Annotated in this window: 2 protein-coding genes (1 of these 2 cut by a window edge); both read right to left on the bottom strand. The window is 67.1% G+C overall.

From position 1 onward, the window contains the following. Positions 1–6: 6 nt before the first annotated feature. Positions 7–1,830, bottom strand: a complete 1,824-nt coding sequence (locus FOC84_RS21360; RefSeq protein ID WP_173146193.1) for an efflux RND transporter periplasmic adaptor subunit — start codon at positions 1,828–1,830, stop codon at positions 7–9. Continuing rightward, a protein-coding gene (locus FOC84_RS21355) for a DUF4347 domain-containing protein (RefSeq protein ID WP_173146192.1) crosses the window boundary here: on the bottom strand, positions 1,823–14,352 show its 3' end. The gene runs 20,947 nt beyond the window's last position; 12,530 of the gene's 33,477 nt are visible here — the last part of the coding sequence; its start codon lies beyond the right edge, outside the window; the stop codon is at positions 1,823–1,825. The genes FOC84_RS21360 and FOC84_RS21355 overlap by 8 nt, the downstream gene beginning before the upstream one ends.

Raw genomic sequence — 14,352 nt, 5'->3', positions numbered from 1 at the left:
TGCTCTTCAGCCGAACCAGGCCCACCATTTCAGGCGGAGCCAATCGAAAAATCCGTGCGTCCAGATCCAGACGTAGCGGCGCTCGTCGATATCGATGCGGCCCACGCCTTCCATGCCCGGCCGCAGCGTGGGCGCCGCCTTCTCATCCAGGCTGGCCTCCAGCCGAAACACCGTCTTGCCCTCCTGCACCTGGGCCAGCGGCACGATGCGCGTAACTGTGAATGGGATTTGCCTGTCGGGCATGGCTGCAAGCGCCACCCGCCCCGTCTGGCCCACCGCCACGTCGTCGATCAACCGGTCCTCCACGTCCAGCCACAGCCGGTAGCCGTCCGGCGGCGACAGCTTGAACAGCTCCTGCCCGCGCTTGACGGCTTCGCCCAGCTGCTGGCTCAGGTCGCCGCTGACTATCGTGCCGTCGAACGGCGCGCGCAGGGTCGAACGCTGGATCTGTTCGCGATGGAACTGCATCTGCGCCATGGCCTGGCGCGCCTGCGCCTGCGCAATCGCGGCCGCCGCGCTATCGCCGCGCGCCGAGGCCTCTTCGGCCTGGCGGCGGTACTGCACTTCCAGATTGCCGGCGCGCAGCAGTTCGAGTTCGGTCTCGCGGGTATCCAGAGCGGCCAGGGCATCGCCCTGCTTCACCTCGTCGCCGGCCCGGCGCGTCGCCTCGCTGATGTAGCCGTCGAAAGGAGCCGCCAGCACCCGCTGCACCACGCCCTGCACCGTGGCGGTCGCGCTGATGCGGTACGGCCCGTGCGCGAACACGCCCAGCGCCACCGCGGCCACCAGAGCCACCGCGGCCAATTTCCGGCCGATGTAGCGCGGCCCCAGCAACCGGCCCGCTTCACGCAGCGTGCCATCGCGCCATTTGCGCCAGAAGGGGCGCTCCTGCCGCAGCCGCTGATACAGCACGCGGCCAGCCAGCAGCACCACGCTCTGGCACAGTTCCACGCTCTGCCGGTCGAACGGCAGCTTGTCCGGCCGTTCGAAAACGAGTGCGCCGCGCGCCTCGTCCTCGGGCGCGAACGGCACGGTCAGCACATTGCCGTTGCCGAACTCGCGCGCCAACTTCTGATGCGCGCGCAGCTGGATGGTGCGCGCTTCATCCTGTGGCAGGCACAGCGTCGTGTTCTGGTCGATGGCTTCGTCCATGGCCTCGGCCACGGCGCGCATCAGGTTCATGTTCTGCACCAGCCGGCTGCTGTGCGACAGCGCATATACCTTGGAGCGTCCGTCCTGGCGAAAGCCGATGCTGACGCGATCGCACTCCAGGCGGGTCGCCAGATCCGTGACCAGCGTCAGCGCCACGTCCTTGAACTGCCCTTCCTTGAGCGCGCGCGCCACGCTGTTGATCACCACCATCAGCCGCTCGACCGTCTGCGCGCTGTCGGTATCCTGGCGTTGCAACAACCAGAGTTCCAGCACGCCCGCGCCCCAGCGCAGAGCCTGCACCAGCGGTTCGGGCGCCTGCATGGCGGTTTCGAATGCGGCCACGCCATGGATGCGTCCATCGAGCACGATGGGATAGGCGACCACCAGCCCGGTCGCGTCGGCCGACACCACGACCTCCCGTCCTTGCAGCGATTCGTCGACCGCGCCATAGAACACCGCGCCGGCGCGGCTTCCCGGCGGGTATTGCGAGGCCACTTCGAACGGACCGGCATCCGGTTCGCCCAGGATCAGCGCCGCATGACGCACACCCGCCAACTGGCCGGCCTGCAAGGCCAGCCAGGCGTCCAGGAAAGACTGGCGGTCGCTGGCGGCCGACAGCGCCGACCACCAGGCCAGGTCCGCGCGCTTCACCTGCGCGGGCACGACTGCATCATTCATCCTCGCTTCCAACCTCCGTCAGCTCGGGTTCCTGGCGCCGCACGCTCAATCCGCGCTTGCGGGCCGCCTTGGGTTCCCACGTATTGGTCTTCGAATTGAACACGACCGTGCCCTTGCCCGCCGCGCCCAAAGCCCCGCTCAAGCCCAGCAAGCCCACCCCGGCCGCCATCGCCGCCCGCTCGGCCGCGGAAGCGTCGGACACCGGAACCTGGGCGTGCGCCCTGGCGTCCGGCTGCACGGCTTGCGCCGCGCCCTCAGCCGCCGGCGCGGCATCCAGTGGCACGGAGTCGGCCGCCGGTTCGGACTGCGGCGCCGGAACCGCCGATGCAGCCTGCGCGCCGCCGGCATGGCCTTGGCCGCCATCCTGCACCGTCTGATCCGTGCGCATCGACACCTGATGCGGCGCGGCCGACGAAGCATAGTCGGAAAGCCCGCCGTCGTGGCGATCGATCACGATGTCGGGTCGCGCCGGGCCCAGGCTGACGCGGACGGCCAAGGCATGCCCATCCGCGCTCGGGTGGCCGTCCGTGGCCCCCCTGCCGGCAAGCGCGCCGGACGCGGGCAGCGGCCAGTCGCCGAAGTTGCCGCTCCAGGAGTACAGGTTCTCCATGGCCCGCGTGATCAGGTCAGGCGTATTGCCGCCCTGGCCGAAGCGGATCAGGTTGATGATGCGACCGCTCGCCGGGTCGATGTAGATCGCCGCGAAGTCGCCCACCATCACATCCTTGGAGAAGTCGCCGCGGAACTTGTCCGCGCCCAGGCCGCCCAGCAGGTAGTTGCCGCCCGGCCCCGCCAACAGAATGTCGTCGCCGCCAAAAGCGATATCGGTGGTTTCGATCAGGCTGACGCGGTCGTTGACGAAGGCCACGCGGCCGTTATCGCCCAGCATGACGTTGTTGCCGGCGCCGCTTTCCAGCTGGTCGGCTCCCATCCCGCCCAGCATCACGCCCTCGCCATTGTTGTACAGACTGTCCGCGCCGCCCGCCGACGGGTACAAGGATTCGAACAGAGCGATGCGGCCACCGGCGGTGTACAGCGCCCGGGCGCCATCGCCGGCGATCAGGTTGAAGCCGCCTGCGCCCGCCGCGCGGATGACATCCTCGCCCATGCCGCCAAACAAGGCATTGCGGCCCGCGCCCACCGTGATGGTGTTCAACCCGCCCGCCGGCAGATTGATCGTCTCCAGCATCCGCAACCCAGCGCCCGCCAGATAGCGCGCACCGACGCCCGGCGCCGCCGCGTCGATGAAGTCGCCGCGGTCGCGCAGGTAATTCACCGGATCCACCGTCACGATGCGGCCGAAGTTGGCAAACACGATGTTGTTGCCGTCGCCCGCCGTAATCGTGTTGCCACCGGCGGCCAGCCTGTCCGCCGCACCGCCCACGGCCAGGCCCGCGGCTTGCTCCGGCGTCAGCGCCAGGGTCAGCGCCGCCAGCGATTGCAGATCCGCTCGCGCCGCCGCGCCCATGTCCATCGGCGCGCCCAGGTCGATATTCATGCCGGCATTGCCGAACACGATATTGTTGCCCTGGCCCGCATCGATGACGTTGCTGCCGCCGCCGCCCGCGATCAGGTCGTTGCCCTGGCCGCCAAGAATGCGGTCATTGCCCGCGGCGCCGTACAGGATGACGCCCTGCGTGGTCGTGCGCGCGTCCAGCACGTTGTTGCCGGCCGCGCCGAAGCTCAACGCCTGGCCCGCCTGGCGCTGGCCGGGCTGCGCGGTGTAGTAGGCGTCGTCCTGGCTGGTCGAACCGAACAGCAGCACAGGACGGTCGGCGCCGCCCACCGTGCCGCCTTCGGCCGCCAGCAGGTTGTTGCCGCCGCCGCCCTGCACCAGCGTCACCGTCCCGACCGTGGCGTGGCGCACCGTGTAGGTGTCATCGCCCTGGCCCAGCATGGTGTTGACCGACTGCACGCCATGGAAGATGACGCCGCGGTCGTACACGTGAGTGCCAGCCTGGCCGGACAGCGACACCGTGCCGCCCGCGCCGCCCTGGCCCGGCGTCATGCCCAGTCCGGTGATGCGGCCGAAATCGGCCGCCTGCGCGTTGTCGTACAGCCGGCCCAGGCCGCTCAGGTTGTCCACCTGGTCCTGCATGCCGGCCTTGCCGGCCGTGGTGCCGTCGTCGAAGATCCGGATGCGGTCATTGACGGGCGCGGTCGAAACCGCCCCCTGATCGCGCGCGGCCAGCGCGCCGTCCGACTCGCCCGGCAAACCCACGCCCGCGTGCAGCGCACCGTCGTAGCCCGGACGGTCCAGGGTGCCGCCTTCAACCAAGAGGCTGCCCTGGATGCCCGATACGTCGTGCGGCTGATCGCCATAGTTGGCATAGCTGACGCCCGTGGCCGGATCCACCGCGATGACCGCCTGGTCGGTGGCGCGCGGACTGCGGACCTTGCCCGGCTCGTTGGCCGCACCGGCATAGGCCGGATCCGCCACGCGCACCAGGATCGGCGGCAGCGCCACGTCCTGCATCCCCGGCAAGGTAGTAAAGAGCGACGCCGACAGATGCAGGTCCTGGCCGGCCAGGCTCAGCGGCGGCAGGCCGACGCCGGCTCCGCCCTCGACCTTGATCAACACCTGCTGCGCAGCGCCCCAGGCGTGCGCGCCTGCGCCATTCGCGTCGAACGCCAGCACCACGCTCTGGTGCCAGGTCTGTCCGCCGTCGGTCGACAACAGCACGCCGCGGCCCTGCAGGCTCTGCATGGCCGCCGCCAGCGCATCCGACGAAGACAGGCCGGCGCCCTGCGACACCGATCCATACAGCGCCGATGCCACCATGGCGCTGCTCAGGGACACGTAGGCCTGGCCGGATGCCGGGCGTGGCAGCACACCGGCGTCCAGGCTCACCGACAGCGACAAGGTATTGCCGCCATCGGCGTTCAGTTCGCCCGGCTGCGCCGTGATGCTGACCGGCTGCGCGCCATCGAACACATCGCGCGAACCCCTGCGGCCCGTGACGATGGTGTTGCCCGCCACATCTCCCGACAGGTCGAAGGTATCGCTGCCACTGCCGCCGATCAGGGTCGTGATGACGTTGCTGCGGGTGGACAGCACATAGATGTGGTCATTGCCTTCGCGCGCATCCAGATTGACGCGCTGGATGTTCTGGTAGCTGGTGTTCAGCCCCGCGCCGCGTATGCCTTCCTGCGTCAGCGCAAAGGCGTCGGCGTCCTCGGAACCCAGCATGGTGTAGGTGTTCAGGCCCGCGCCGCCGTCGATGGCCACCGGGCCATTGATGACATAGCCGCGTTCGCCGTTGGCCTGCGCTTGCGCCTCCTTGAAGGCGTACACCATGAACTCGTCGTCGCGCTTGCCGCCGTGCAGGGCCAGTGGCGCGGCATTGCTGTAGATGCGGAACACATTGCTGCTGTTCTCCGCCCCGTACAGCGTCATGCCATAGCTGTTGCCGCGCGACAGATAGCCCTGCGTCGTCAGCACCGTGTCGATCTGGTCGCCGGCCGCCACTTGCGGAAGCTGGCGGTCCAGCGCGTACAGCTGCCCGACCTGGTACTCGTTGCGCTTGGCCGGGTCGCTGCCCAGGCCGCCGTCGATAACCACATGGGTGCCGGTATCGTCGATATAGAAGCGGTTGCCGCCATCCACCGCATTCAGGCGCAGGCCGCCCGTCATGCTGCGGTCATAGTTCACGCGCTGCACCGCATCGGCGTAGCCGACGCCTTGCGGCGTGATCCTGGCAACGTAGTTGGCGCGGACCAGGAAGCTCTCGTCCTGCGCCGTGCCGTTGATGGTCAGCTTGTTGACGTCGGCCAGGTTCTCGCGGCCGTTGTCGTCGGAATCGTGAACGTTGACGATGATGGAGGTCAGCGCCGCGTTCAGGTTCACGACGATGTGATCGGCCCCTCGGCCCGCGTCCACGTCCACCCGGTCCGTCACGCCTGGAGCGCCTTGCAGGCTGGTCAGCGACGGCAGTTGATCCAGCACGATGAGATCGTTGCCGTCGTTGCCACGCAGCGAAATCCCGCCCGCCAGCGCGCGCGCCGACAGGTAGATGTAATCATCGCCCTCTCCCCCTTGCACGGCGGCGCCCCGGGCCAGCAGGATCCGGGACATCCAGACCTTGTCATCGCCCGCGCCGGCATCCACGGCCAGATGGCCCAGGAAGTCGGACTCCAACAGGGTAAGCAGGTCCGCACCGGAACCCGTCGTGATGACGGTATTGCCGCCTACGGTCACGGTGTCCAGCAGCACAGCATTGCCGCCATCGCCCGCGTCCACCGTCAGTGCGCCGGCCAAGCCGGTATCAAGCAAAGTGATCTGATCGACGCCAGAGCCGGTCGTGATCAGCGTATTGCCTGCGACTGTCACCATGTTCAGCAGAATGGCGTTGTCGCCCCCGCCCGCATCCATGGTAAGAGCGCCGGTCAAGCCGCTATTCTGCAGGGTGATCTGATCGACGTCAGAGCCGGTCGTAATGACGGTATTGCCGCCTACGGTCACGGTGTGCAGCAAAACGGCGTTGTTGCCATTGCCCGCATCCACCGTCAGTGCGCCGGCCAGGCCGCTAGCCAACAAGGTGATCTGGTCGACGCCAGAGCCGGTCGTGATCAGCGTATTGCCTGCGACTGTCACCGTGTTCAGCAGAATGGCGTTGTCGCCCTCGCCCGCATCCATGGTAAGAGCACCGGTCAAGCCGCTATCCCGCAGGGTGATCTGATCGACGCCAGAGCCGGTCGTGATGATGGTATTGCCGCCTACGGTCACGGTGTGCAGCAGCACGGTGTTGCCGCCATCGCCCGCGCCCACCGTCAGCGCCCCCGTCAGGCCGGAATCGCGCAGCGTGATCTGGTCTACGTCGGAACCGGTCGTGATCAGCGTATTGCCTCCGACTGTCACCGTGTCCAGCAGAACGGCGTTGTCGCCATCGCCTGCATCCACCGTCAGTGCGCCAACCAGGCCGCTATCAAGCAAAGTGATCCGATCGGCGCCAGAGCCGGTCGTGATCAGCGTATTGCCTCCGACTGTCACCGTGTTCAGCAGAACGGCGTTGCCGCCATCGCCCGCATCCACCGTCAGTGCGCCAACCAGGCCGCTATCAAGCAAAGTGATCCGATCGGCGCCAGAGCCGGTCGTGATCAGCGTATTGCCTGCGACTGTCACCGTGTTCAGCAGAATGGCGTTGCCGCCATCACCTGCATCCACCGTCAGTGCGCCGGACAGGCCGCTATCAAGCAAAGTGATCCGATCGGCGCCAGAGCCGGTCGTGATCAGCGTATTGCCTCCGACTGTCACCGTGTTCAGCAGAACGGCGTTGTCACCATCGCCCACGCCCACCTTCAGCGCACCCGTCAGGCCACTATCCAGCAGCGTGATCTGGTCGACGCCGGAGCCGGTCGTGATGACGGTATTGCCGCCCACGGTCACAGTGTTCAGCAAAACTGCGTTGTCACCATCGCCCGCACCAACCGTCAGCGCTCCCGTCAGGCCGCTATCCCGCAAGGTGATCTGGTCGACGCCAGCACCGGTCGTGATGACGGTATTGCCGCCTACGGTCGCGGTGTCCAGTAGAACAACGTTGCCGCCATTGCCCGCATCCACCGTCAATGCGCCGGCCAGGCCGCTAGCCCGCAGCGTGATCTGGTCGACGCCAGAACCGGTCGTGATGACGGTATTGCCGCCCACGGCCACGGTGTCCAGCAGAACGGTGTTATTTCCATCGCCCGCGTCCACCGTCAGTGCGCCCGTCAGGCCGCTAGCCCGTAGCCTGATCTGGTCGACGCCGGCGCCGGTCGTGATGACGGTATTGCCGCCTACCGTCGCGGTGTCCAGTAGAACGATGCTGTCACCATTGCCTGCGTCCACCGTCAGTGCGCCGACCAGGCCGCTAGCCAGCAGGGTGATCTGGTCGACGCCAGAGCCGGTCGTGATCAGGGTGTCGCCGCCCACGGTCAAAGTGTCCAGCAGCACCGCGTTGTCGCCATTGCCCGCATCCACCGTCAGCATGCCGGTCAGGCCGCTAGCCAGCAACGCGATCTGGTCAGCGCCGGCACCGGTCTTGATGGTGGTATTACCGCCTACGGCCACGGTGTCCAGCAGAACGATGTTATCGCCATCGCCCGCGCCCACCGTCAGCGCCCCCGCCAGGCCGCTATTCCGCAGCGTGATCTGATCAACGCCGGAACCGGTCGTGATGACGGTATTGCCGCCTACGGTCACCGTGTTCAGCAAAACGGCGTTGTCACCATCGCCCGCGCCCACCGTCAGCGCTCCCGTCAGGCCGCTATCCCGCAAGGTGATCTGGTCGACGCCGGTACCGGTCGTGATGACGGTATTGCCGCCCACGGTCGCGGTGTCCAGCAGAACAACGTTGCCGCCATTGCCCACATCCACCGTCAACGCGCCGGCCAGGCCGCTATCCCGCAAGATGACCTGGTCGACGCCCGCCCCGGAAACGACCAGGGTATCGCCGCCCACGGCAGTCGCATCCAGCAGCACTGCATTGTCGCCTTCTCCGGCCTGTACCGTCAGCGAGCCGGCAATGCGCGTGTTCAGCAAGGACACGGCATCATCGCCCTGCCCGGTCTGCACCAGGGCATTGCCGCGCAGCTCGGCGGTATCGAACACCACCGTATCGTCGCCGTCCAGGGTGCGCACAACGGTCTCTTGCTGATCGATCAACTGCGCCCGCAGCATCACGCGATCCCGGCCCGAACCGCCGGTCACGTCCAGCAAGACGCCTTGGGTCAAGGCCCCATTTCCATCCACGCCGCCGCCGATCTCGGCGGTGGTGCCGAATATGATGGTGTTATCGCCGGTCTGGCTGCCGTAGACATGGACCTGCGGCGCCAGCAAACGGCCATTGATGTCCGCCACCGCGGCCTTGCCGTAGCCGGCCATGCCGCGGTCGTCGCGATCCACCCTCAGGTTCATGCGTAGTCCCGCCTGAATCAACGCGCCCGGCAGCAAGCCGCCGCGGCCCGCCGCCGACAGATTGTTGCCCGCCAGCAGACTGAGCACGCCCACGGCGCTGATCACGGAATCCGCCGCCAGGACGATGTCGCCCGACGCCGTGGCCTGGCCGGCTTCGTGGCGCGCCACCAGCCATGCGTTGTTCGCCTCGATGCGGCCGACGTTCATGGACAGCGCCTGCGACACGCCTTGCGCGTCATCGGCCGCGCCCACTTGCACCAGCGCCACATCGCCGCCCGCCAGGGCGTTGATCGTGGCCTGCGGCCCCACCGCCGCCACGATCAGCGCATCGTTGACCTGCGCGCCAGCGGTGTCGGATTGCGCGTAGCCACCCACCGAGCCGCCCGCCCTGAAGTACAGGCTGCCGCCCGTCACGACCGCGCCCGTCCGGCTGCTGGAAACTCCCGGATGCGCCGTCTTGTCGTTGACGATGCTGGCCTGGCTGGCCAGATGCACCTCATCGCGTGCGCGCGACTCCACCCGCGACAGCGTCAGGTCATGGACGCCCAACTGGCTGAGCGATATCGAGCCCTGCGCCGACGCCACCAGATAGCCGGACATGTCCGTCAGCAGCGGCGAGCCCAGCTCGCCTATCGTGCCCGACAGGGTTTCCAACCACACATTGCGCGCCGTGATGGCGGCCTGGCCGGACGGCGTGCCGTTCAGGATCGAATCCAGCGCGTAGATGCGCGCATCCCCGCGAACCCCGTTGGCATCGACCACATCGATGCCGCCCAGGCGCAGGCTGTGCATGCCGTACAGATTGACGCCTTGCGCCGCCGAGGCGCGCACCACCGCCTGCGCGTCGCCCTGCGAGATGCTGATCAACAGCGGCGTGCCCTGCTGCGACAGGTCCGCGCCCAACTGGCCCACGGACTTGCCGGCGATCAGGACCACCTCCCGCGCGTAGCCCAATGCGGCGAGCTCCGCCGCGCTCAGATCCGACAGCACCACGTTCGCATACTGCCGCTGCCCTGCGGCCGTGGCGTTCAGGATCGATTGCCCCGCCTGCAACGTCACGCTGCCGGCCGACACCACCTGACCGACCAGCAGATTGGCATCCGCCTGGTAGGACGAGCCTCCTGCCGCCGTGCCCTTGGTGTGTGCCAGGACCAGGTTCAGGTCCTGCCCGCCCAGCTGCGACACGCGCGCCACGCCGCCCGCTTCCACGTACAGGGAATGGCCGGCGCCCAGATTCAGCTGCAGATGCTTTTCGCCATCGTATTGATAGATGCCGTTGGCGTCGCGCGTGCTGCCCACGACGTCCTTGTCGGCCACCAGGCTGACCTGCCCGGCGCTCTCCAGCGTGCCGGCGTCCGTGCCGATAACGGAGCCGCCCTGCGCGCTGACCGTGATGGTGATGCCTTCCTTGGCATGGATGTCGCCCAGGCGGATGCTGCCCTGCGGCGAGTCCAGGCCCACCGTGGTGTCACTGTACGCGGAGACCACGCCATTGACGGCCTGCACCGCGAGCGAGCGCGTCAGCTTCAGCGTCAGATAGCGCGGGTCACGCATATCGCCCACCAGCATGCCGGCGCTCAGCGCCTGCGGGCTGGCGCCGTCCTGGGCCATGTACGGCACGCTGATCTGGCTCCAGACCGGATCCAGGAAACCGCTGCCGATGTCCACCACCTGCACGCCGTTGGCGCGCGCGGCATCGATATTGGCCTGCAGCTGGCTGCGCTGGCCGGCCGTTGCGCCTTCCAGCATCTTGCTGTTGTAGATGAAGACGTCGCGGCTGTTCTGGTACAGGTCGAAACGGTCCGCAAACAGGAACTGGACGGCGCCATTGGCCGCCAGCGTCCTGCCCAGCATCAGCGACGCATCGTTGGAGAACAGCGGTTCAAAGCGCTGCCACAGCGACGTGTCGGAGAAATCGACGCTGGCGCGGTCCAGCGGCATGGTGCCGGCCGGGCCGATGTAGCGGTAAAGCGTGTGGTAGACGCCCGCCAGATTGACCGCATTGGCGCGCGACAAGATGGCCTTGTCGGCCTCCGGCAACGAGTCGAATACGTTGGCGCGGTCGGCTTCCGACAGCCCGCCCAAGCTGGGCAGCTGCAAGGTGTAGTCGCCGAGTTCGGCGCCGATCGAGCCCTGGCCCGAGGTGCGCAGCACGATGTCCGCGCCCGCCTTCACATTCAGGAAACGATCGGCCGGTGGCGCGCCCTCGCCGCTACCCTCCAAATCGAAGACCTGTTCGTTAATGGCCGCCGACACCGGATACAACAGGTTGTTCTCGATATTGCGCAGCGTTGCCGTCGAGAAATAGAAGAAATGGCCCGCGTCATACGTCTGGCCGTACAGGGCAATCTCCTGCGCGGTTTGCGCGGGCGCGTCGGCACGCATCGAGTAGACGCGCGTGTACGCCTCCACCCCCGCCCCGTTCAGGCTGGACGCGTCGAACGCCAGCGTGATGGCCTGGCCCATGTTCGGGTACAGGGCCAGCAGGCCGTCGTTCTGCCCCGCGCCAGTCTGGTAGAGCATGGCGTCGGCCAACGATGCCGCCAGCCGGATCGTGCCGTCCGCGCCAACGATGGCGTAGTAGGCCGTGTCCGCCCGCACGTCGCCCACGGAGTGCCGGAAGTAGATCTCGTCGCCCGTGCGCAAGGCACGCAATTGCCCGGTGCCGTCATCGACGATGTTCATGTTGGCCAGCTTGAAACTGCCATCGGCCACGGCTATCAGTCCGGAGACTGCCGTTCCAACGGTGGATTCCAGCCGATCGCGCCAGTAGTTGTGGTACTCGGCCGTCTGCGCCAGTTCCTTGTCGACCACATAGTCGTAGACGACCTGATTGCGCGTCGACTTGACCAGGTCCTTGGCCGCGGCGATATCCAGCGCGGCAGGCAGGTAGTTGGGATCGAAGCCCTGATTGCGCAACTGTTCATGCAGCGCTTGCAGCTGGGCGCTCAGGCCTTCGGTGGAACCCGCCGCCTGCGTCTGGAACAGATGCGTGGAGACGGTGAACATCCCGCGCACGTCCGCCGCCGCGAAGCCGCGCAGCAATTCGCCGGTGATGCCGGCATCCGTGAACAGCGCCTTGGCCAGCGCCCGCCCTTCCGCCGTCTGGTTCAGCGCCTGGATCTGCTGGTACAGCACCGCCTGTTCCTTGGAGGCGAACAGCTGGATCGTGTTGTTGGCGCCCACCAGCACGTAATAGGCCACGTTGGTCTGCAGGCTCGACACCTTGCCCGTCTGCAGGCGCACGTCATTCAGGTACACCCGGTCGAAGTCCTGCAAGCCGCGGTAGCCCGTCACCTGGCCGTTGGCATCCGTGACCGGCACGATGTTCATGTCGGTCAGCGTGATGACGTTGTCGGCCTGCACCGAAGCGCCGCTGGCAGCGGCGTCCAGCAGCCTGACGGTGACCGCTCCCGGGGAGTTGCCCGCCAGGGCCAGGATCTTGCCCAGCGTGACGGGGTCGCCGCCGTTGAAGGCGCCGTCCACGCTGTCGGACAGGGTCACCACGCGCCCGTTCACGCTCTGCACGTAGAAGATGGCGATCTGCGTCGAATTCGCGAAGCTCAGTTCGACGCGTTGGCCCTGCACCAGGCGGTCCGTGCCCGGCAGCGTCAGCGTGGCCACGCCGAACTGCGTCAAGGACTGCTGTGCGAAGCCCGAATCGACCAGGCGGATGCCCGCGTTGACGGTCTTGCCCTGCAGGGTCGGCGTATAGGCGCCGGTCGAGGCCGGGTCGTGGACGTTGGTGTTCTTGTATACGTCCAGGTCCATCAACTGCGACTTCTGTGCGTAGACCTTGCCGCTGAAGGTGATGCGGCCGGTCAGCCAGTCGCTATCGGAGCTGGAGGACGTCAGCGGATTGCCGTTGGCGTCGACGACGGTCAGGATGTGCAGCGTGCCGTTGTCGTAGACGCCCAGCTCGTGGCCCTGCAAGGCGCCATTCTGGTTCGTCATGTACAGCTCCAGGCCCGCCAGCGAGATCGACTGCCCGCTCTGCAGCAGCGCCTTGATGCTGTTGGCCAGCTGCGTGCGTGCGCTGTCGCTCAAGCCCGCGCTGGTCAGATCCCAGCTGAAGCTGTTGCCCATGTCCACGTATTCGGCGTAGCCCGCGCCAGTGCCCGACTTTTCCGTATAGGAGTGGAAGGGCAACAGGTTGCTGCCGTACCAGCCCCAGTAGGATGTCGGCGTGTCCGAGGTCAGCACGCCCTGCTTGAGCGCCGAGGCGCCGAAGCCGCGCTGCACCGTGTAGGCCACGGCCAGCGAGGCCGCGCCCGAACTCGTACCCATGCCCAGACCGGTCAAACCGTACACCAGTTCCGTCGGCAGGCGAGTCGAGACCACCGTGCCCAGACCGTTGCGGATGTAGTAGTTCTTCGTCTCCACCGCCGCGCCGGAGAAGGTCACGGACACGTGGTTCTGCGAGTTGTACAGGCCATTGGCGGGCGAACCGTCCGCCTGGACCAGGCTCAGGGACTCGATGCGGCGGGTGTAGTTCACGCCGTCTATCGTGAAGGTGATCTCGCTGCCGATCAACCCGTTGCCGGCATTGTTCATCCACTGGTTGTAGGCCTGCACCGAGGAGACGTTGCCTGGCATGCTCCAGCCCAGCTGTGTGCCGGAAAGCAGCAGCTGATTGGAAACGACCGAGCGTTCGATGACGGACCATGCGCTGTTCGGCGCGGTGGCAGTCAGGTTGGCGTACAGCGAACCTGCGCCCGTGCCGATCTGGTCGTTCGGGTTCGCCAGGTTGTGCTGCAGGATCGCGTTGACGATGGCCGACGTGATGTCCTGGTCCCCCGCCTGCGGCATGCCGCTGGCCCCCGTGGCCGGCACCACTGGCCGCACCGTGTCGGTGGTGCCGGTGTAGCTGCCGGCCCCGACCGTATCGGCGCCATTGCTCAGCACGATGTTCAGTTCGCGGTGACCGTTGGGATCGGCAATGGTCAGATCGCCCACATACGGCGACTTGAGCCGGATGAGGACGGTATCGAAGCTGTTCGATCCCCACCACGATCCCGTGGGCAAGATCTGGTCGATCGCCAGCACCTGCCCGCCCACCAGTATGGTGGTGTAGCCGCGCATTCCCGCCAGCACGCGCTGGGCGTAATCGACGATAGCTGGATCCGCCTTCGCGGCGAACTTCGTCATCTGATCGGCGGTGAGCTGCAGGCGCAGCGTGTCGGAGCCCTGCTGCGTGGTCAGGGCGCCCGTAGGCAAAGTAAAGGAGATTGGCAGATTGGCGTTGGACTGCTCCGCCGCGCCCGCAAGCGCGTACGACGGTCCGTACAGCACGCCCTGGCTGCCGGCGGTATAGCCCAGCGAGGCCAGCGACACCGCGCCCGCGCCCGGGTTGGACGGATCATACGGCGTGAAGCTGAACTGATAGACGCCATTTGCGCCGCTGCCCGCCACCAGTCCCAGATACCCCAGAATTTCGGTGCGGGCGTTGCCGTTCAGGCTGTTGTTGTACGCCAGGCGCACCAGGCGATGACCGTCGACGGCCGCCTGCAAGACCGCGGCATACTCGGCGGCCGTCATGCTGATCGCCAGGTACTGGCCGCCTTCAGCCTGCGTGCTCAGGTAGGTACCCGCGCCGCCCAGCGTCACGCTGGCGGTCTGCAGCGAACGCA

This window comes from Achromobacter pestifer (genome assembly GCF_013267355.1).
GTDB lineage: Bacteria > Pseudomonadota > Gammaproteobacteria > Burkholderiales > Burkholderiaceae_B > Achromobacter > Achromobacter pestifer_A.
Note: the sequence above shows the minus strand (reverse complement) of the source record. Positions and strands in the feature narration are given on the sequence as shown.